A 20,582-nucleotide genomic window follows, 5' to 3' on the forward strand; every position below is an offset into this window, starting at 1 on the left:
AAACAGCTTATCAAATGGGACTTATTTGACGCACTATTTTATTAATCTTTCCTTATTTGTTTTGCTGTAAATTTCAATTGATAAATATCGCTATAATTATTGAAATCAACAGACACTATTCCAACAATTCCAGTAATTCATTCAAACTTTTAACTGTTTTATAAGCTTTTCCGTTCGTTTCATTCTCGGCAACTTGCTCATGAATCCAAGTGGTATGAAAAGGCACATGAATAGCATGAGCTTTTAAATTTACCAATGGCAATATATCCGACTTTAATGAATTGCCTATCATTAAAAACTGGGATGGCTTAATCTCCAAATGGTTTAAAAGCCTGGAATAATTGGCTTCTTTTTTATCACTTAACACTTCAATATGATGAAAATAATCTAACAAACCCGATTTTTCTAATTTCCGTTCCTGATCTAATAAATCACCTTTGGTAGCAAGAATTAATTTGTATTTTTTTGATAATTCTTTTAATACATTCTCAACACCATCCAACAATTCAATAGGTTTTTCGAGCATATCTTTTCCTATATCCAAAATAGCATGTATGGTTTTAGCCGATACATTATTGTTGGATAATTCGATGGCTGTTTCTACCATGGACAATACAAAACCTTTAATACCATATCCATAAAGCGGCAAATTTCTCATATGCGCTTTAAATAATTCTTGGTCTATTTTATTTAAGGTTTCATAAGGCGATAAAAGTTTTCCAAAAGCTACTTCGGCATCGCGAAAGTAGGTTTCATTTACCCAAAGCGTGTCATCAGCATCAAAGCCTATTACGTGTATGTTGTTATAATTTATTTCCACAGTTTGTTGGCTAGTTCCAAATCTTCAGGTGTATCAATTTCAACACCTTGAACATCGGTCTCTACCATTTTTATTTTTTTGCTATACTCTAAATACCGAATACACTCAATTTTTTCTGATGCTTCCAAAGGCAACATCGGTAAGCGGTAAAAATCTAAAAGTGCTTGACGTCTAAACGCATACACACCTTTATGTTTATAATATGTAACGGCTACATCCTTGTCTCTTGGAAACGGAATCGGACTTCTTGAAAAGTATAAAGCGAAATTATTATTATCAACAATAACCTTAACGGTATTGGGATTGGCAATCTCGTCCCATTCATGAATATGAACCATTAAAGATGCTAAATCAATTTCTTTTCGTGGATCATTATTAAAAACAGCAATTAGTTTTTTAAGCGAAGCTACTTCGGTAAAAGGCTCATCACCTTGAACATTAACTACAATATCTACATCGTCCATAAACTCGATAGCTTCCGCAATTCTATCGCTTCCACATTCGTGTTCCTTTTTGCTCATAATGGCTTTTCCGCCGTTATTTACAATTTCATTATAAATAATTTCACTATCCGTAACCACAAACACATCATCAAATAATTGGGTGTTAACGGTTGCTTCGTAGGTTCGTAAAATCACCGTTTTGCCTGCTAAATCTTGCATGAGCTTACCCGGAAATCGGGAAGCTTTGTAACGCGCAGGAATCATGGAAATTATTTTCATGTGTTCTTTTTATAACTTTAATTTGAAACAAGCAACTCACTCATAATCATTTCTCTGAATGATAAAACTTTTAGCATGTTTGCTTCATGTAAAAAATAGTAATTAATAGTTTCAAAAATAGGATATTTTAACCTGATTTCAGGGTTTTGAGGTCCTAAACTTTTTAAAAATTTTGAATGATAGCGCTAAAATAACGAGGACTAAAATTAAGGCTAATACCGGTAGTACAAGTGAAATGATAGTCATAAAAACGGCCATAACTGTTTCAATAGTAGAAACAATAGGATTTGCAAAACCTGCTGAAGTTGCGGTAGAAGCTAATCGCGTAGCGCTAGATGTGCTGGCAATTGCTGTTGCGGAACCACCTCCTGCAATAATAGCTAAAGACCATGTTACCACAGGGTTTAAATCTATAGTTGTGGATACCACAATAGCTGTTCCGGCAATGGCTGCTAAAGGAATGGCTATGGTATCTAATAAATTATCGAAGAAAGGAATATAATAGGCAAATATTTCAAATAACGTTGCCACACCAAAGGTAATAACAGCTGTTAAACTGCCTAACCACAGCCAGGATGTGTTTAATTCTAAAACATTAAAATACGCTGATAAACTTAAAGCAAATAATGGAACAAAAACTCGAAAGCCAACAGAAGCGGCTAACCCGACACCCAAAAAGATACTTAATATGGTTTCTAAAGTCATGGATTGCCGTTTTATTCTTGAAAAAATTCGTCTTTAAAACCAATAAGATACAACTTTTCTTTAGCTCTGGTAATAGCTGTATACAACCAACGTAAGTAGTCTACCGTAATACCATCTGGTAAATAAGGTTGCTCCACGAAAACCGTGCTCCACTGTCCACCTTGCGATTTATGACAGGTAATAGCATAGGAAAACTTAACTTGTAAAGCATTGAAAAACTTGTTGTTTTTAACGCCTAAAAACTTTTTATAACCGCTTGTTTCATGCTCATAATCCTTCATCACTTCTTGATATAAGCGATTGGAATCTTCATAAGGCAAGGACGGTGTTTCTGCAGAAATTGTATCTAACATTAAAACGGTTTCAAAAGGTGTCATTCGCGGGTAATCTACCATCCGGATTTTTACTTCCGCAAAGCGAAAACCATATAAATCGATGATACTAAAAATCTCTAAAATTTCAATAATATCACCATTGGCAATAAATCCGGCATCCGAATTTGGTTTTACCCAATAGTAATTATTTTTAACGACCATTAAGTAATCGCCTGCCGATAGTTCATTCTCATTAAAAAGTATCCGATTCCTAATTTGCTCATTATACAAATTAGCACGCTTATTACTTCTCACAATAAATGCTGTTTCCTCATTTCCCATATCACTATAGGAATCGTTAATGGCATCCATAATTTCTTGACCATCCGTGAGCCTAACAATATCTTTAAATCCTCTTAAATCAAATTGAAACGTGTCTAAAAACGGTTTGTCCATCATTTCACGCAGACTTGTAGCATTTACCAAGATACCAGAATCCTGTTCCTGACGCATAACTTCATCCAATTCCATTTTGGTCACCGTTTTGTTATAGGTAAGTTCCAAAATGTTTTCATCCAAAGCGGGACTTAAATCCAGTTTTACCGGTGGTAATTGTGCGGTATCTCCAATGAGCAATAATTTACAATTATGACCAGAATACACATAACTCATTAAATCATCTAATAAGGAACTACCATCGGAAAATTTTGAGTCGCTTGGCGAATCAGGAATCATGGACGCTTCATCCACAATAAAAATGGTGTTTTTATGCTTATTGGGTTGCATGACAAATTTAACGCCGCCTCCCTTTTCTTTTTTAGGAAAATATATTTTTTTATGAATAGTAAACGCTTCTTTATTGGAATAATTGGAGATTACTTTGGCGGCCCGACCCGTAGGCGCCAGTAAAACGGCACTTTTTTTAGCCTTCCATAAATTGGACACAACCGTACCAATAATGGTTGTTTTTCCAGTTCCTGCGTATCCCTTAAGCAAATACAAGTCATTTTTCTTCTCTGAAAAAATAAATTCTGATAATTGCTGTAAAACAATGTCCTGTTTTAGGGTTGGTTGAAACGGAAACTGCTGTTTTACAAGCGAATAAAATTCGTTAGAATTCATTAATAAAGAGGGTTTTTAAAATTTAAGACAAAGATAACAATGATTTTTAGCCTCATTGGCTTTTACGATTAAAAAAAAATTGTAGATTTGCGTACAACCTTAATTCATTTAATTAAAAACTATGTTAACAATAATTCTAATTGTAGTTGCGGTAATCCTTCTAACCATTGGTTTAGTTTGGCTTGTAGATAAATTTATACCGTCAAAATTTAAACCTGTACTAATTGTATTACTTTGGGTTCTTATTGGCTTTTTAGGGTATCAAACATTTATGTCTGTTTACAAACCTATCCAATTTAACAAAGAAAAAGATAAGCGATACGCACAAGTTATTGAGCGTTTAATTGATATTCGCGATGCGCAATTAGCTCATAGACAAGTAACTGGTGTCTTTGCTCCTAATTTTGATAATTTAGTAAAATTCATTGATACGGCTAAATATACCATTACACAACGTCGTGATACTTTGGTTTTAGACGAAGAGTTGACAAAACGTTATGGTGGTGTTGAAACCATGAAAGAATTAACATTAATAGATACATTAGATTTTGTTTCTGTTAGAGATTCTCTATTTGGAAGTTCTACACGTTATAAAGACATGATGAATGTTCCTGTTGGAAAAGAAGGCGTTAAATTTGAAATGAACGCAGGATTTTTAGAAACAGACGATGTTAAAATTCCAGTATTTGAAGCTTTTGTTAAAAAAGCAGTTGTTTTAGATGACCAAGATCGCGATTTAATCCTTCAAGAAAACGAAGTAATTTCAGTTGATGCTGTGAATGGTGATGCTATTCGCGTTGGATCTATGACTGAAGTTAAAACAAACGGTAACTGGCCAAAAACTTATGGCGCTAACGAGTAATAACAAACATATTATAAGTAATAAGAACTTGTCCATTCAAATTAGTTTGAATGGACTTTCTTTTTGTGTTTTGAATACAGAAAGTAATACCGTTGTGTTTTTAAAAGAAATTTCTACCGAAAAAAGAGAAACGCCTTATAAAATCCTCGATTTATTAATTGAAGCTTTTGAAACCGAAAAAGCACTTCAAACCTCATTTAATGATATTCAGGTTATTCATGAAAATGAATTAGCAACATTAGTTCCCGAATTTCTATTTCAAGAAGAAAATTTGGCCGATTATTTAAAATTCAACTCTAAAATATTACGATCTGATTTTATTAGTTTTGATAAAATAGATTTGAATAAAAGCGTGAATGTTTATGTGCCTTATGTAAACATCAACAATTATATTTATGAGCAGTTTGGTGCGTTTTCATATAAACATTTTTCGACCATTTTAATCCAACAAATTTTAGAGCAAGAACAAGCAGAAACAGATACCAAAATGTATGTGCATGTTCAAAATACACATTTTGAAATTGTGGTTGTAAAACAAGGTAAGCTCCTACTCTACAACAGTTTTGAATACGTTACCAAAGAAGATTTTATTTACTATGTTCTATTTACGGCTGAACAATTACAACTCAATCCAGACACCTTAATTCTCCTATTTTTAGGAAACGTTACAGACAATGATGCGTTGCATACTATAGCTTACAAATACATCAGACATATTCGTTTTGCCAAGCGAAACGACACTTTTAAATATTTAGAAAAACCGAAAAGCAATCATGCTTTTTTCACATTAATCCACAGTTTATAATGCGCATTGTATCAGGTCAATTTAAAGGCCGAAGAATTACAGCTCCTAAAAAATTACCCGTTCGTCCAACCACTGATATGGCGAAAGAAGCTTTGTTTAATATTTTAAACAACCTGTATTATTTTGATTCCGTTTCCGTGTTGGATTTGTTTTCAGGAACCGGAAATATCAGTTACGAATTTGCGTCTCGAGGCACAGAACACATTACAGCGGTTGATGAAAATTTTAATTGTATTAAATTTATAAATGAGACAGCAGATGGTTTTGACATGAATATAAACACCATTAAAAGCGATGTGTTTAAATATTTAGAAAAAGCCAAAACGCCATTCACCATCATTTTTGCCGATCCACCTTATGATTTTCCTTTAGAAGAATTCAGCAAAATTCCAGACTTGGTATTTAAAAACAATTTGTTAGAATCCAATGGTGTGCTCATTGTAGAACACTCCAAACACACCAAACTTTCTGAATTAGAACATTACAGTCATTCCAAAAGTTATGGTGGCAATATGTTTAGCTTTTTTCAAATAGCGTCTGATGAGGAAGAATAACAGATAAAACAGGCTAAATCAAACAGCATATTAAAACAAAGCTCCTTGAAAATCAAGGAGCTTGTTTATATAAGTAAATCTATAAGCCGAATTCTGTACTCTTCAATTAAAAATTAAAAAGCCCTTATCATTTATCTGGATGCATTGTTGCCAATACATTCTAGCTGCCTACCCTCCAACAATCGCACGTGCCGCGCTCAAACGTTGGTATACATGACATTGCACCACATAGAGTTTACCTGGTTTCACTACAGCATGACCTGTACATACTTTCTGTTGCACTTTTCCTAACCTCACGGCTGGTGGCTGTTAGCCACTATGTTTGCACTCTGGTGTTCGGACTTTCCTTCCCGAAATAAATTCGGAACGATAAGGCGATTTACTTGGGTGCAAAATTACGATAAAGTCCTTTAGGTTTCTAAATGAAGATGCGTTTTATTTTAAAAGTTTGCTTGACGTTTATTAATAGCAGCGTTGCGTTTTTGAAACCATAAATTGCAAAGCGCAGTTTATCCATTTTTATTTGTTATATCCGCATGTTGGCACACGTATTTATTTTCCAGTTCTATAATCAGTATTTGCAAATTCAAAATCGGAAAAGTCTTTAAAGAGTAAAATCCGTTTTTCTTTAGTCAAATAGTTTTTTATTATTTCATAATTACCTTTCGGAAAGCTAATTCGGTCGCCTTTTGTCAAATAAGTATTTCCACCAAATTCGCACTCACATAATTTTCCACGAACTGCTGTTGCGTAAACGGTTACTTTTTCTTTGTATCCATCTTTCCATTCCTTTTTGATTACTTGGATTTTCTGTCTGTTATTTTTAACTAATTCACGCAATTCAGTCAGATATTCAGTATAATTTTCAGGGAATTTGAATTCAGTTGCAGTTGTCATTGTGTAGGGATAAGAAACTTTTCCTAAACAACAAGATTCCAATTGTTCACTTCCATAAAATTCGTGTAAAAAGAGAGAATAAATTTTCGGTTCTTTATATTCATCAACTTTTTCATATTTCTCTAATTCCGCAATCCAATAATAAATAAAAGTTCCGTGAGAATCTTTATTCCTGTCCATTTCAAAAGTCAGAATTACGAACTCTTTTTCAGTCAGATTTTGAGTAAATCCGCTGAATGAAATTAGAAGAAGAAATATTATATTTATCGTATTTTTCAATTTGAGAACGGTTTTTTTTATATGTGTGCCAACGTTGTTGTATAAGATTAGTTGCGTGGTTAGGCAACGAATTTAGCAAATACAAACCGAATAGAAAATCCGCGAGGATTTTCGTAAGTAGGCTCGTACCAAGCAATTAATTTTATACGTTGTTGTAGCCAGTTATTTTTTCATTTTTATTATTCGATTACTGAACAAATTTTCGTCTAATGCTCTTATCCTGTAAAATATCTCTAAATCATTTTCAGTCAGTTTTGATATTGTTATAAGTCTGGTTGATTTTTCTTCATCGATTAACTCAATAAATTTGCCTGATTTGTCTAATTTCCAGCTACCATTCAGTTTTAATTTTTTATCCGAGTTTACGGAATCTTTAGTAAGAGTTCCTGATTTTAATAGACTGAATTTTTTATTTTCATCAAAGATAATTTCAAATTTTTGGTTTGTTAAAGTGTCTGAACCGAACATTGGGTCAAATGGAATTGGATTATTAATTGCGTGCCAATTACCTATCAATTTTGATTCAAGTAATGTTAATTGGGTATTATTTAAAAAATTGGTATTAGAGAGTTTAATATTACTTAATTTAGGTTTTTTAGTGAAATTTGAATGTTCAAATGTATTTCCGATTAATGTGTCATTATTTATTCCATAAAAATGGTAGACTCTTTTTTCTGGTCTAACCAAATCATTATAGATTAGGAAAAGGTGGTTTTTATATAAATCCGTTTTCCAATTTCCCCAATTATTATATCCATAATCTTCATTAATTTGTATGATTCTTAATTCGTTATCATTCAATAATTGCAATTCAGTTCCGTAATTATAGGAATTAATATCTGCATTAATAGTCCAATTAGTATTCTCTAAAAATCTATCTTTTAATTTTTGAGAATCAGTCAAATGTGACTCATTTAACTTCTCAAAAAATATTTCTTTTGTTGATGTTTTACTGATTTTCTCTTTGAATACTATAAGATTCTCTGATACATAACCTTTAATTATACCTTTATCAAAAGTTATTTTTAGTTTCCCTCTTTTAATTGTGTATTTGCATTTTAGTTGTTTCTCTCCAATTCCTTTAATAATAACATAATTATCGTCCAAGAAATCTAATAACAAGTATGATTCGTGATAATAAAAACTTGTTTGGATAGAATCAAGTTTTACCATTTTAATTTCTTCTCCAGATAAGTCAACTACTTCTTTATTTTTCTGTGTTTCTTTTACATACGAAGAAATCCAAATGTCATCGTTTATTTGAGCAAAGGATTGTTGAATTGTCAGGATTAAAAATCCTAATAATAGATATTGTTTAGGTCTTGTCATAATTGGCTACAACTCGTTATATAGTAACTTTTATCACTTATATCCGGTAAATAGGTCAGGATATCCTACGTTTTAAGTTACTGTTATCCCGTAAATATAATTTATTTTTTTTAGAATAAAATCTTAATGATGCCAATTGCCATTGTTACTAAACGAGTCCTTTTTTAAATATTACGTTTTCTGAAATTTCAGAATAAAACCTAGTTAACCTGTTTTTCCACAAAGTAAATACCTCTCAAAAGTTTATTACTGTTAATAACTCCTATTAAATTAACAAGACTTTGATGTGATTTACCAGTGGATTTTTTAACTTTGTTTTACCGTAGGTTTGCACCTAAAATAAGCAAACCCAATCGTATCCATGGAGCACTTTGTAGTATCAGCACGTAAATACAGACCACAAACGTTTAAGGACGTTGTTGGTCAGCAGGCTATTACAAACACCTTATTAAATGCCATTGAAAACAATCATTTAGCACAAGGCTTACTGTTTACAGGTCCACGTGGTGTTGGTAAAACAACCTGTGCACGTATTTTGGCTAAAATGATTAATAGTGATGGTACGGAGAAAGCGGATGAAGATTTTGCTTTTAACATCTTTGAATTGGATGCCGCCTCTAATAACTCGGTAGACGATATTAGAAACCTAACAGATCAAGTCCGCATTCCACCACAAGTCGGGAAATATAAAGTTTATATTATTGACGAGGTCCACATGTTATCTCAAGCGGCTTTTAATGCCTTTTTAAAAACATTAGAAGAACCACCAAAGCATTGTATCTTTATTTTAGCAACTACGGAAAAGCATAAAATTATACCAACCATATTATCGCGTTGTCAGATTTTCGACTTTAAACGGATTACAGTTAAAGATGCCAAGTCTTACTTAAAATATATTGCCGACGAACAAGGTATTACAGCTGAAGATGATGCCTTACACATCATTGCTCAAAAAGCCGATGGTGCTATGCGTGATGCGTTATCTATTTTTGATCGTGTGGTAAGTTTTTCAGGTAAAAATTTAACACGCCAAGCCGTAACAGAGAATTTAAACGTCCTTGATTACGAAACTTATTTTACGAGTACCGATTTAATTCTTGAAAATAAAATACCAGAATTACTATTACAGTTTAATAGTATTTTATCTAAAGGATTTGATGGTCATCATTACATTGCAGGATTAGCATCTCACTTTAGGGATTTATTAGTTTGCCAAAATCCAAGTACTGTTGAATTACTAGAGGTAGGCGAAGAAACGCAAGTCAAATATTTAGAACAATCGCGAAAAGCAAGCCAAGCACTTTTATTTGAAGGTATAGAGCTAGCCAACGATTGCGATCTGAAATACAAGTCCAGTAAAAACCAACGATTACTCGTTGAACTCTGCCTTATGCAACTTGCCTCTATCACTTTCGATGGAGAAAAAAAAAATTCTAAAAACTTTATAATTCCACCGAGTTACTTTGCGAAGATTGGTATCAAGCCAATTCCAGTAAATAAACAAGCTGTAGCCAGTAATCAACCAACTACACCAACCAAAGCTGAACCGGTTTCTGTTGAAAATAAATCTACCAATCAACCAGTCCATAAAGTTGAAGAAACGCGACCAGTCCTTACATTGGACGCTAAAAAGAAAACAACGTCTGGATTATCTTTAAAAAGTATTCGTGCTAAAAAAGAACATCAAATCCGACAAATGGATGTCGTTATAGATGAAACGGATTTACCGAAGGATACTTTTACCGAAGAACAACTTATAGTGGTTTGGAATGTGTTTGTAAAGGAATTAGAAGCGACTGGAAAATTCAATTTGGCGTCTATATTATCCATTGATGTACCTAAAGTAAAAGGAAATGCCATTCAACTTGAATTTCCGAATGCGACCAATAAAGTGGAAGTTGAAAGGGAATCGTATGATTTGTTAAGCTATATTAGAAAAGAGCTTAATAATTACGATATTCATTTAGACATTTCCATCAACGAAGAAATGGAAAAGCAATATGCTTATACCGCCGAAGAGCAGTTTGAAAAACTCAAAGAAAAAAACCCAGCAATTGATGTCTTGAAAAAGACCTTCGGGTTAGATTTTTAAAGCCTTATGAAATATACGAGCCTATTTTTAATATTTGCTAGTGCCATGATTTTTGCAGCTTGTGATGGTCGTGATCGGTTGCATAAAACACCGCAAGAAATTCTACATGAAACCGAGTTATTAGATTCGTTTTCTGAAAACAGCATCTACATACCTGCAGGATATGCGGAAAAAATTACTGATACAATTTTTAGTAACGGTTACAATATTCATATAAAAATGTATAGTGATCTGGAAAATTATATTACAGTTATTTCAGGTAAAGAAACAACGAATTACAGAGATTTTAGTTTATATATTAAAGTCATTAAGGATGGGAAGATTATAATGGATAAAACATTTAATAAACAACATCATATGATTTATGAATCAGCCAGTATAGATTTAAAGACGAGTTATTTACGAGATTTTTGGATTTCTATTGATGATAAACATTATAAAGATAAAAACACACCTGTTATTAATTTCGAATATTATTCCCCTATTTCAAAAGAAACTGAAGTAATGTCTGTTATTGCTTTGGATGGTAGATACGATTTTGAAGTGAATTAAAAATAATAAACATGCTAGGACTAAAATTACCTACAGACCCACGATGGGTAAATATTGTAGAAAAGAATATTGAAGAAATACTAACGGATCATGCTTACTGCGAGCAAAAAGCAGCAAGTACAGCCATTTCACTTATTGTTGGTTTTCCAGAATACACGGAATTAGTGCAAGAAATGATTGCTTTGGTTAAAGAAGAAATTAGTCATTTTAAAATGGTTCACGATCGGATTTTAGATCATGGTTGGACTTTGGGTCGCGATCGTAAGGATGAGTATGTTTTAAAACTGATTACCTTTTTCCCTAAAGGAGGCAGTCGTACCACACAACTAGTCCACAGATTATTATATGCTGCTTTAATTGAAGCTAGAAGTTGTGAACGTTTCCGTTTGCTTTCGGAAGAGTTAGAAGATAAAGAACTAGCAGAATTTTACAGAAAATTGATGGTGAGTGAAGCCAATCATTATACCATGTTTTTAGGTTTTGCAAGACAATATGGTGACCGGAATGAAGTTGATAAAAAATGGAATGATTTATTAGACTACGAAGCCAACATTATGAAGGATTTGAGTAAATCCGAAACTATTCACGGTTAAAACAAAAAACTCCAATACTAAAAAGCGTTGGAGTTTTTAAAGAATATAATTGGTTAATTAGTTAAATTTTTACACCAATACCGATTTGGATGTTGGTATTTTTAGCTTCTAAATTAGCTGGATTATCATCTAAAATATTAGTTACACCATAGTGGTATCTTGCATCAATAAAGAATTCATCAGTAATCATAAATTCTAAAGCACCAACACCTGAAAAGCTAAAGTTTCTGTAGCCATCTTCAAATTCGTGTATTTTAACACCTACTAATGGACCTGCACCAAGTGATAGTCTATCACCAATTCTAAATTTTAGTAAAATAGGCGCTTGAATATAATCTACGCGTAAGTTTCTATCTTTAGCACCTTCCGCAGAAAACTGAAGTTCTGGAGCTAATGCAATGGATGCCGATAAATCATATTCACCAAAGAAACCAATAGCAAAACCATTACGGTGCTGATTGTCAAAAGTAGCATCTGGTTCAAAATCTAAATTGGAAACATTAATGCCGGCACGCACACCATACATAGCGTTTTGAGCATAAGAAATAGTAGCAATAATTACAAAAGCTATTAAAAGTAATTGTTTTTTCATGATTATAAAAGTTTTAATGCAATCTTAAAATTGATTTAGTTCTAGCGAATATAAATTATTTTATTAAATATAATATAATTAAAAGACAAACTGCATGTTTTTTACTGTGTATTGCTCGAAACCGTATCATAATAGATGCTTTTAATAATTCCGTCTGCCAAACCAATTTTTGGCACATAAATATCCTTGGCACCACTCCATTTCATAGCAGATAAGTAAATCCGGGTTGCAGGAATAATAACATCTGCACGATCTTGATTTAAATCGAGTTCTGAAATACGTTCTTCATAAGAATACGTTTGCAACATATTATAATAAGACGTTAAATAGAAATAGGTTAAAGGCTTCCCAATGGCTTTACCCGAAATTTTAAATATCTTATTAATGTTTCCTCCAGTACCTAAAACATCTATTTTTTCAAAAGCTTGGGTGTGGGTTTTAATCCACTGCTCCAATTCGTTCCAGGTTTCACTTTTAACAATGTCATTCAATAAACGAACCGTTCCTATTTTAAAAGAACGCGAGGTTATAGATTCCCCATTATGAATTACCGTAAACTCGGTACTTCCACCACCAACATCTACATATAAATAGGTTTTGTTAGCATCAATGTAGGAGTTTAAATCGGTTGCTGCGATGATTGCTGCTTCCTCTTCCCCATTAATAGTATCAATTTTAATTTCGGTTTTATCAAAAATACGATTCGAAATTTTATCACCATTACTAGCCTCTCGCATCGCAGATGTTGCACACGCTTTATACTTAACCACATTATGAGATTTCATAAGGAGTTTAAAAGCCTGCATGGTATCTAATAATCGTTCGCCATTGTGTTTTGAAATTTTACCTTTCATAAACACATCCGAACCTAAACGAATAGGAACACGAACCAGTGAGCTTTTTTTAAAGCGCGTAGGTTTTCCCTTTTCTTCAATAATATTGGCTATCAGCAACCGAACGGCATTGGAACCAATATCTATTGCTGCATATTTTTTAATGGTTAGCATGCTAACTTTTTAATTTGTTTAAATAATAGTCATATATCGCGAACTGTGCACGAACTATAGGCTCTTTCTTTTCTTTATACTGATTATTTTGCGTTTCATTCAGAATACGTGCCTTGACATTTGCACTCCAAAAAATATCAAAATTGTCTAATAACTCCTGTTTAATATCGTCATCATAAATTGGACAACTAACCTCTACTCTGTTTTCAATATTTCTGGTCATTAAATCAGCGGATGAAATGTAGATTTGTGCATCATCATCCGGGCCAAAAATATAAAGTCTAGAATGCTCTAAAAACTTATCTACAATGCTTATTACCTCTATGTTTTCACTCATATTTGGTACACCTGGAATTAAACAGCAAATGCCACGAACAACCATTTGAATTTTAACACCTGCCCGACTTGCTTCATATAATTTATCAACCATTTTATAACTAGATAAACTATTCATTTTAAACCGAATTTGAGCTGGCTTCCCTAATGATGCGTTAATAATCTGCCCATTAATAAGCCTGAAAAATGCTTTTTCCGTATAATGAGGCGAGGTAATGATATGCTTATAGCGGTATATTTTATAATTAATTTCAAAGAAACTAAAGACCTTATTAATGTCCTTCAAAATTTTCTGATTGGCCGTAAATAAGGTGTAATCCGTATAAATTTTGGCAGTAGATTCATTAAAATTTCCCGTACTCACAAATCCGTATCGTTTAATTTTATTTTCTTCTTCGCGCTCAATGACACACATTTTACTGTGTACTTTTAAGCCTTGAACACCAAAAATTAAATGCACACCTTCATTTTGCATTTGTTGGGCATAATCAATATTGGCTTGTTCATCAAAACGCGCTTGAATTTCAATAGAAACGGTCACTTTCTTACCGTTTTTAGCAGCATTAATTAAGGAACTGGCTACGTGAGAAATTTGAGCTAATCGATAAATAGTAATCTTAATAGTGGATACTTTAGGATCTAAAGCGGCTTCACGTAAAAACTTAACGATGTATGAAAACGTGTGATATGGCGTGTGAATTAAATAGTCTTTATGCGCTATAGATTTAAAAATACTTTCCTGAAAACTTAAACCTTTTACAGGTAATGCTTCAATTTTGGAGTACAGTAAATCGGTACGTCCCAAACTAGGAAAATCCATATAATCGCGACGGTTGTGATAACGACCACCAGGAATTTTGCTGTCTGTAGATTCAATATTCATTTTATCCATTAAATAGGATAAGGTAACTTGATCTATGGTTTTATCATAAACGAATCGGACGGGTTCACCAATTTGACGGTCTTTTACACTATCTGATATTTTTTCAATAAAACTTTTACTTAAATCACTTTCCAAATCTAATTCACCATCTCTGGTAATTTTTATCATATGAGCCGAAATGACATCGTAATCAAAAATATCGAAGATTTCATCCAAACAGTAACGCAATAAATCGTCCAACATGATAATATAACTTTTACCATCCTGTTTCGGTAAAACCACAAAACGATCCATAGATTTTGAAATTTCAATAAGTGCATATTGATTTTCATTATCTGTCATACTCAACTTTACAGCTAAATATGCAGCACTATCTTTTAAGTTTGGAAGTTCTACATAATCACTCAAAATAATAGTCACCAAAGCAGGACTCACCTTTTGATGAAAGTAATTTTTTATAAAATCGTGTTGAGACGGTTGAATTTTTTTTTCATTAATAATGAAAATATTTTCGTCTTCGAGTTTCTTATGAATTTTACTTAAAATTTCTAAACTATCACTCTGTTGCTTAATAACTATTTGGGTAATAATATCTAATAATTCATTGGCTTTTATACCTCCAAGTTCACTTTTACCGCCTTTTCCGGCTTCAACAATGCGTTTTACAGTAGCGTAACGCACTTTAAAAAACTCATCTAAATTGTTAGAAAAAATACCTAAAAATCGGAGTCGTTCAATTAACGGAACGGTTTCATCATCAGCCTCTTGTAAAACGCGATCATTAAACTGCAACCAGCTAACTTCTCTGTTTATATAACGGTTTTCTTGTTGTTTCGTCATTAAAAATTTTTAGTTATACTACAAATATATTCTATTGTATGGAATTTTCAGGTATTAATAATTCGTTAAATTGTTTATTATTGAATTGCGTATTTATCCTTTTAAGTCCTTTGGAAAAATAGTACGACTCGTATTTCCCATACCTATTTCTTGCCACGAATCAATATTAAAGGTGATGGTTACCAAACCACATGTTGGCACATTTTCAATATTTTTATTTCCATATATATTCACAAAATTAGTAATGGCGTCATTATGACCAAATACCATTAGACTGTTTATTTGATTTGAACAATTTTTAATATGAAAGGTGAGATATTCACCTGAAAAATCATATAATTCATGATTAAAATGGCAAATTTCTAATGGGATATTTAACTTTTTGATAAAAATTTCAGCAGTCGTTTGCGCTCTAACGGCATTACTGGACCACAATAAATCGGGACAAAAATTAGTGCTTTTTAATTGATTAGAAACGTTGTTAGCATCTGTTAATCCTCGCATATTTAATGGTCGAAGTGGATCTGGTAGATTATGCTTCCACGATGATTTGGCATGCCTTACTAAAGTGAGTGTTTTCATATTTTATCGATTAAAAGTAGTTTTTGTCGTTTAACTGTTGTTTAAATCAGACAAATGACTTACATTGCACCAGAATTTAAAATTAAACGCTATTAATCAACCTAAATTACATGAAAAAATTGACCTACAAAAGACCAAAATCCTAATTTTTTAGAACGTAACATTCGGTTATTCTCAAAAAGCACTGTCGATTAATTATATCTATTTATCGACTAAGTGTTTAGCAAGATCCTTTAATCGAATTTATAAGTGATTTAACATTTTTTTTTGATTGATTGATTTAATCGCATTTTATTTGTGGTGTAAGCTATTAATCAAGATGATCCCAAATCAAACTAAAAAACTTAATCCATTCGCATGCAAGCATGCTCTTCCCTCAATATTTTTTAGCAAAATAAATGTATTGTTGAACCTCAAAAAGGTTTAACTACTATTTAAACGATTTAATTGAACTGATTTTATAGCTTTTGATAATCAATAAGTTAAAGAATTAATATATCAATAATTATGAAAAATAGAATGAACATGGCGTTAACAACCGTAGTAATGGTTTGTGCGTTATTAGTTGTTTTCACAAGTAGCAGTTTTGCTCAAGAAAACCCTATCTATCAACTCTCTGATAATACTGACAGCCAAAGTATGTCCAGAACTTCAACACGCGTTACTTCTTATCCAGAAGATCTGCTGTATGATTTGGAACCTTCTGTTTATATTAAAAACAATCAGATAATTGAAGTTACCGAAGGCCAAGCGCCAAAAGTAGTAAAGCTTAAAGACATAAACTCATTCAACATATTAAGTTCAGACAATGACTTATTTAAGCGTGTTGAGATGATTACTATCAATATTACATCGGCTTCAGATTTAATGCGTCCTTTTAATGTAGATAACATTAGAGGGTTTGGTAGCCTAAAATATATTTATTTGAAATGTGAATCTTCAGTTACTGAAAGTCAAATACGAAATTTCATCCAACAAGCGGATTCAGAAATTAGTATTTTTTACAAAATATTTAACCGTTCATAAATTTGGTATTAGCTTAATTTAAAGTTACAAAAATGGAAAACTTATACACCTCAAAAACCAAGAACTATAAAACGCAAACTCAATTTGCGTTAGCTGTATTTATGCTATTGGCAGCTACTTTTTATAGTTATAGTCAAGTGCGCGTAAACTTTGAACCTCGAACGTCCATCTACACGCCATCCAAAACTATTTATAATGTAAAAGGAGATTTTACCATGATGGGTAATACCAACTTAACATTAGCTACCTATGGTGACAACACCAATAATGGTGGAAATGACATGAAGTATGTGGATATTGACAACGATGTAAATACATTGAATTCATCATCTGCCACTTTACAATTTTCCCAAGAGAACAACGCTATTCCAGAATGTTCTAATGTGGTGTATGCTGGTTTATATTGGTCTGGTCGAGCTGGCTCAAGTAATACATTTACTGTAACTAAGAACGTGCCAAATGGTACTTTTATAACGGAAACTATTAATACAACCGATGTAATTTATAGTAATGAAAGTATTGATAATACGGACTACTCATTAAATATTTCTAGTTCTGGTGGTACGTACAGATATACATTTACTACACCGGGATCGGGGAATAAGGTTGAATTTATTTACAGAACATCTGGAAATAATGAAACCTTACATGTTTCCGTAAATAATGGTCCAGAGTCTGCAATATCTACAAGTTCAATTGACGATGATAACGCTTATTTAAGTTCACCATACCAAGTATTTTCAGATTCAAATTATACATTAGAAGTTACTAGGTTAAGACTACAATGGACAGATAGAGCTTATGTAAATGTTAATTACACGCAAACAGTTCCTGCTTTATCGGCAATTACCAAAAATTATGATAAGCGTAAAGTTTCCATAAAAGGCCCAACTTCTGGTAGCTATACTGAATTAACAGCGAATGCAACCGATATTTATTACCCAACAAATTCAGATGATTATATGTATTCGGCTTATGCTGAAATTACAGATTATGTAAGAACTAATGGATTAGGAGAATATTTTGTAGCTGATTTAGCTTTAAGAGAAGGTGATCCTGACGGAACTGGCTACTATGGTGGCTGGGGAATGGTTGTTGTTTACGAAAACACAAAAATGAAATGGCGTGATGTGACTGTTTTTGACGGTCATGCTTATGTTGTTTCTGGTAACAATAATCAATACACTATAGGTGTTAATGGATTTAATTCAACTCAAAATGGCGATGTTAATGTTAAGTTAGGTGTCATGGGTGGTGAAGGTGATGTGTCTTTTACTGGTGATACATTCCAAATTGAAAATAGAAATTCAGGAACCTATACATCATTAAGTCATTCTGGAAACAATACCAATAACTTTTTTAAATCGTCCATAAATACAGGAGGAAACCCTAGAAACCCGCAATTATTAAATAATACAGGTGTTGATATTAGTATGTTTAATATAAACAATACGAACAATGCTATTATAAATAATAATCAAACTAGTACATCATTTAAATACTTTACGAATGGTGATACATACTCTATTTTTAATGTAACGTTTGCTGTTGATGCCTATATTCCAGAATCCGAAGGAATATTATCTGCAAATACAATTAATGGTGTAGCAGTAGGTAGTGGTAACTTAACAGTCCAGCCAGGTGATACTATTGAATACGGTGTTGAAATTAGAAACCGTGGAACAGAAGCTATTAATAATGGTCGATTGGTTATTCCAATACCTTTTACGTCATCTTTTGTACCAGGAAGTATCTCTTATAATGAATACAATCCATTATTCCAGTCCTCCACTCCTTATTTTGATCCAAATGAAGGTGCTACAGGAGCTGTAATTTGGGACATGGCCTATATTCCATTAAACCCATTAAATTTGGCCGAGCTTATGGCCGATATATCATTCGAAATTACATCTACAACGGATTGTTCTATTTTAGTTAACAATAATTGTACACCAAAAATTGTAATAGTCGGTGGTAATATATCAGGTACAGGTAATGTTTCGCAAACAACTTACTCATTACCGTTAATACAAGGGTATCAAGAAGATGGTGTCTGTCAAGGTGAACCTAATACAGCTCCTATTGAAATTGATATCGATTCTGAACAATATATTTTAGATAATTGTACAGGTGTATCCGTTCAACGAGATTTCTTTTATTGTAGTTTTGAAGGTAATACAATTCCTGTTTCTGAAGTGTCTGGAAACTTTCCTCCTGGAACACAGTATTACAATTCATTTCCTATTACACCATCTACTATACAATATAATCAAAACAACCCTTTTCCAGCTACAATAGGTGTATCTACTTATTACGCGATCCCTCCAGGTCAAGGTGGTTGTAACTATATTTTTACTATTGAAGTGAATGATATTTTAACAACACCAACAACCAATAATGTAACGTACTGTTTAGGAGAAACCGCTTTACCATTAACAGCAACAACTTCTGAGTCTAATTACATATTGTTGTATTATATAAATAATAATCCTGCTACACCTGGTCAAGTTTCAATAACACCATCTACAAGTACTGCTGGCGTTTTCACATATTATGTATCTGAAGGACCAAGTAACTCCTGTACTGGCGACCGTACACCAATTACTGTCACAGTCCTGGATCCTATTACAATAACGTTAGATAGTGTAACAAATACAGGTTGCTCTGGGAATGATATTGGTGCTATAAATATTTCTGTTTCCGGTGGAACTGGAAATTACACGTATTCTTGGGATGATGCATCTAATGCAACCACGCAAGACCTTTCTGGATTACCAGCTGGAACATATTCAGTAACAGTAAATGATACAGATTCAAATTGTTCAGCTACGGATAGTTTTGAAATTATTGTTGAAGATACGGCTGCACCTACAATAACAGCTCCAAATAATGTAAGTTTAGAAGGCTGTACCGCTGACGACATCACAAATGGAGGTTTAACAGCTTTGGCTTTTTCTGAAACAGAAGTTACTATTACTGAAGCGGAATTTTTAGCTGAAGGAGGTACTTTTATCGAAGATAGTGTTGCGAGTGTTACATACCAAGATATTGCCACAGGTTCATGTCCTATTACAATAAAAAGAAACTTTACAATTACAGACAATTGTGAACAATCAGCAACTGCAATTCAAACGTTTACTATTACTTCACCTGCCGTTGTAGTTAACACGCCTGATAACGTTACAGCTGATGCTTGCGATTATGCAAGTCAAGCAGAAGTTGATACAGCTTTCAATACCTGGTTAAATGGGTTTACCGTTTCTGGTGGCTGTAATGCGACTGGTGATTACGGAACACCTACTGCCCCACTTTTATGTGAAGGTGGTACAACAACAGTAACATATACAATTACGGATCTTTGTAATCCGTCTACTATTGAGAGAACATTCTCTATAACGGCTCCTGAAGCAGTTGTAGTTAACACGCCTGATAATGCTACGGCTGATGCTTGTGATTATGCAAGTCAAGCGGAAGTTGATACAGCTTTCAATACCTGGTTAAATGGGTTTACCGTTTCTGGTGGCTGTAATGCGACTGGTGATTACGGAACACCTACTGCCCCACTTTTATGTGAAGGTGGTACAACAACAGTAACATATACAATTACGGATCTTTGTAATCCGTCTACTATTGAGAGAACATTCTCTATAACGGCTCCTGAAGCAGTTGT

General features: G+C 33.0%; 18 protein-coding genes and 1 other RNA gene. 8 read left to right on the forward strand and 11 right to left on the reverse strand.

Annotation, left to right across the window (positions count from 1 at the left end; all coding sequences use genetic code 11):
- Positions 1-115: 115 nt before the first annotated feature.
- The 4 genes from ES675_RS08965 to ES675_RS08980 form a co-directional block, all read right to left on the reverse strand.
- Positions 116-820 carry an HAD family hydrolase gene (locus ES675_RS08965; protein WP_066255454.1) on the reverse strand — a complete coding sequence of 235 codons (705 nt, stop codon included), beginning with the start codon at positions 818-820 and terminating at the stop codon, positions 116-118.
- Positions 811-1,542 (reverse strand): 3-deoxy-manno-octulosonate cytidylyltransferase, encoded by a 732-nt coding sequence (gene kdsB, locus ES675_RS08970; protein WP_066255460.1) that lies wholly within the window; start codon positions 1,540-1,542, stop codon positions 811-813. The genes ES675_RS08965 and kdsB overlap by 10 nt, the downstream gene beginning before the upstream one ends.
- A 138-nt stretch (positions 1,543-1,680) precedes the next feature.
- Positions 1,681-2,247 carry a DUF4126 domain-containing protein gene (locus ES675_RS08975; RefSeq protein ID WP_066255465.1) on the reverse strand — a complete coding sequence of 189 codons (567 nt, stop codon included), beginning with the start codon at positions 2,245-2,247 and terminating at the stop codon, positions 1,681-1,683.
- 11 nt (positions 2,248-2,258) lie between these two features.
- Positions 2,259-3,683, reverse strand: coding sequence for an ATP-dependent DNA helicase (locus ES675_RS08980; RefSeq protein ID WP_066255469.1), 1,425 nt, complete (start codon positions 3,681-3,683; stop codon positions 2,259-2,261).
- A 121-nt stretch (positions 3,684-3,804) separates the two neighbouring features.
- On the opposite strand from ES675_RS08980, the gene ES675_RS08985 reads away from it, so the two are divergent.
- The 3 genes from ES675_RS08985 to ES675_RS08995 are packed head-to-tail and all read left to right on the forward strand — an operon-like array spanning position 3,805 to position 5,904.
- A complete protein-coding gene (locus tag ES675_RS08985) occupies positions 3,805-4,545 on the forward strand; it encodes a hypothetical protein (RefSeq protein WP_197503507.1) in 741 nt (246 codons plus the stop codon).
- Positions 4,529-5,350, forward strand: a complete 822-nt coding sequence (locus tag ES675_RS08990; RefSeq protein WP_066255472.1) for a DUF3822 family protein — start codon at positions 4,529-4,531, stop codon at positions 5,348-5,350. Before ES675_RS08985 ends, ES675_RS08990 begins: the two co-directional genes overlap by 17 nt.
- Positions 5,350-5,904, forward strand: a complete 555-nt coding sequence (locus ES675_RS08995) for an RsmD family RNA methyltransferase (protein ID WP_066255475.1) — start codon at positions 5,350-5,352, stop codon at positions 5,902-5,904. Before ES675_RS08990 ends, ES675_RS08995 begins: the two co-directional genes overlap by 1 nt.
- Positions 5,905-5,970: 66 nt before the next feature.
- On the opposite strand, the gene rnpB is transcribed toward ES675_RS08995, so the two are convergent.
- From rnpB to ES675_RS09010, 3 genes are all read right to left on the reverse strand, one after another.
- Positions 5,971-6,290, reverse strand: an RNA gene (gene rnpB / locus ES675_RS09000) — RNase P RNA component class A.
- 166 nt (positions 6,291-6,456) lie between these two features.
- On the reverse strand, positions 6,457-7,080 hold the full coding sequence (locus tag ES675_RS09005) for a hypothetical protein (protein ID WP_148367380.1): 624 nt from the start codon (positions 7,078-7,080) through the stop codon (positions 6,457-6,459).
- Positions 7,081-7,242: 162 nt separating this feature from the next.
- Positions 7,243-8,409, reverse strand: a complete 1,167-nt coding sequence (locus ES675_RS09010) for a hypothetical protein (RefSeq protein ID WP_148367382.1) — start codon at positions 8,407-8,409, stop codon at positions 7,243-7,245.
- A 361-nt stretch (positions 8,410-8,770) separates the two neighbouring features.
- On the opposite strand from ES675_RS09010, the gene ES675_RS09015 reads away from it, so the two are divergent.
- The 3 genes from ES675_RS09015 to miaE are packed head-to-tail and all read left to right on the forward strand — an operon-like array spanning position 8,771 to position 11,646.
- The gene (locus tag ES675_RS09015) at positions 8,771-10,501 is read left to right on the forward strand and encodes a DNA polymerase III subunit gamma/tau (RefSeq protein WP_066256576.1); all 1,731 of its coding nucleotides are present in this window, start codon (positions 8,771-8,773) and stop codon (positions 10,499-10,501) included.
- 6 nt (positions 10,502-10,507) lie between these two features.
- A complete protein-coding gene (locus tag ES675_RS09020) occupies positions 10,508-11,053 on the forward strand; it encodes a hypothetical protein (RefSeq protein WP_148367384.1) in 546 nt (181 codons plus the stop codon).
- Between the two features lie 11 nt (positions 11,054-11,064).
- Positions 11,065-11,646, forward strand: a complete 582-nt coding sequence (miaE, locus tag ES675_RS09025; protein WP_066256584.1) for a tRNA-(ms[2]io[6]A)-hydroxylase — start codon at positions 11,065-11,067, stop codon at positions 11,644-11,646.
- Between the two features lie 61 nt (positions 11,647-11,707).
- Here the strand turns inward: miaE and ES675_RS09030 are convergent, their stop codons facing one another.
- The 4 genes from ES675_RS09030 to ES675_RS09045 all read right to left on the reverse strand — a co-directional run bounded on the left by ES675_RS09030 (position 11,708) and on the right by ES675_RS09045 (position 15,886).
- The gene (locus ES675_RS09030) at positions 11,708-12,238 is read right to left on the reverse strand and encodes a porin family protein (protein ID WP_066256588.1); all 531 of its coding nucleotides are present in this window, start codon (positions 12,236-12,238) and stop codon (positions 11,708-11,710) included.
- Positions 12,239-12,339: 101 nt separating this feature from the next.
- The gene (locus tag ES675_RS09035) at positions 12,340-13,245 is read right to left on the reverse strand and encodes a Ppx/GppA phosphatase family protein (RefSeq protein WP_066256593.1); all 906 of its coding nucleotides are present in this window, start codon (positions 13,243-13,245) and stop codon (positions 12,340-12,342) included.
- 1 nt (position 13,246) lies between these two features.
- Positions 13,247-15,304: a polyphosphate kinase 1 gene (ppk1, locus tag ES675_RS09040; protein WP_066256600.1), complete on the reverse strand. Its 2,058-nt coding sequence runs from the start codon at positions 15,302-15,304 to the stop codon at positions 13,247-13,249.
- 93 nt (positions 15,305-15,397) lie between these two features.
- The gene (locus ES675_RS09045) at positions 15,398-15,886 is read right to left on the reverse strand and encodes a SixA phosphatase family protein (protein ID WP_066256604.1); all 489 of its coding nucleotides are present in this window, start codon (positions 15,884-15,886) and stop codon (positions 15,398-15,400) included.
- A gap of 507 nt (positions 15,887-16,393) precedes the next feature.
- Here ES675_RS09045 and ES675_RS09050 point away from each other — a divergent pair.
- Together ES675_RS09050 and ES675_RS09055 are read left to right on the forward strand one after the other, a co-directional pair.
- On the forward strand, positions 16,394-16,912 hold the full coding sequence (locus ES675_RS09050; RefSeq protein ID WP_148367386.1) for a hypothetical protein: 519 nt from the start codon (positions 16,394-16,396) through the stop codon (positions 16,910-16,912).
- 32 nt (positions 16,913-16,944) lie between these two features.
- A partial coding sequence (locus ES675_RS09055; RefSeq protein ID WP_148367388.1) for a SprB repeat-containing protein occupies positions 16,945-20,582 on the forward strand: 3,638 nt, incomplete at its 3' end.

Source organism: Algorimicrobium algoritergicola, from assembly GCF_008086165.1.
Classification (GTDB): Bacteria; Bacteroidota; Bacteroidia; order Flavobacteriales; family Flavobacteriaceae; genus Algorimicrobium; species Algorimicrobium algoritergicola.

Excerpts from the sequence above, each read along its gene's own strand:
- kdsB (WP_066255460.1), bottom strand. The coding sequence starts at position 1,542 with ATGAAAATAATTTCCATGATTCCTGCGCGTTACAAAGCTTCCCGATTT.
- ES675_RS08975 (WP_066255465.1), bottom strand. The coding sequence starts at position 2,247 with ATGACTTTAGAAACCATATTAAGTATCTTTTTGGGTGTCGGGTTAGCC.
- ES675_RS08980 (WP_066255469.1), bottom strand. The coding sequence starts at position 3,683 with ATGAATTCTAACGAATTTTATTCGCTTGTAAAACAGCAGTTTCCGTTT.
- ES675_RS08985 (WP_197503507.1), top strand. The coding sequence starts at position 3,805 with ATGTTAACAATAATTCTAATTGTAGTTGCGGTAATCCTTCTAACCATT.
- ES675_RS08990 (WP_066255472.1), top strand. The coding sequence starts at position 4,529 with ATGGCGCTAACGAGTAATAACAAACATATTATAAGTAATAAGAACTTG.
- ES675_RS08995 (WP_066255475.1), top strand. The coding sequence starts at position 5,350 with ATGCGCATTGTATCAGGTCAATTTAAAGGCCGAAGAATTACAGCTCCT.
- ES675_RS09010 (WP_148367382.1), bottom strand. The coding sequence starts at position 8,409 with ATGACAAGACCTAAACAATATCTATTATTAGGATTTTTAATCCTGACA.
- ES675_RS09015 (WP_066256576.1), top strand. The coding sequence starts at position 8,771 with ATGGAGCACTTTGTAGTATCAGCACGTAAATACAGACCACAAACGTTT.
- ES675_RS09020 (WP_148367384.1), top strand. The coding sequence starts at position 10,508 with ATGAAATATACGAGCCTATTTTTAATATTTGCTAGTGCCATGATTTTT.
- miaE (WP_066256584.1), top strand. The coding sequence starts at position 11,065 with ATGCTAGGACTAAAATTACCTACAGACCCACGATGGGTAAATATTGTA.
- ES675_RS09030 (WP_066256588.1), bottom strand. The coding sequence starts at position 12,238 with ATGAAAAAACAATTACTTTTAATAGCTTTTGTAATTATTGCTACTATT.
- ES675_RS09035 (WP_066256593.1), bottom strand. The coding sequence starts at position 13,245 with ATGCTAACCATTAAAAAATATGCAGCAATAGATATTGGTTCCAATGCC.
- ppk1 (WP_066256600.1), bottom strand. The coding sequence starts at position 15,304 with ATGACGAAACAACAAGAAAACCGTTATATAAACAGAGAAGTTAGCTGG.
- ES675_RS09045 (WP_066256604.1), bottom strand. The coding sequence starts at position 15,886 with ATGAAAACACTCACTTTAGTAAGGCATGCCAAATCATCGTGGAAGCAT.
- ES675_RS09050 (WP_148367386.1), top strand. The coding sequence starts at position 16,394 with ATGAAAAATAGAATGAACATGGCGTTAACAACCGTAGTAATGGTTTGT.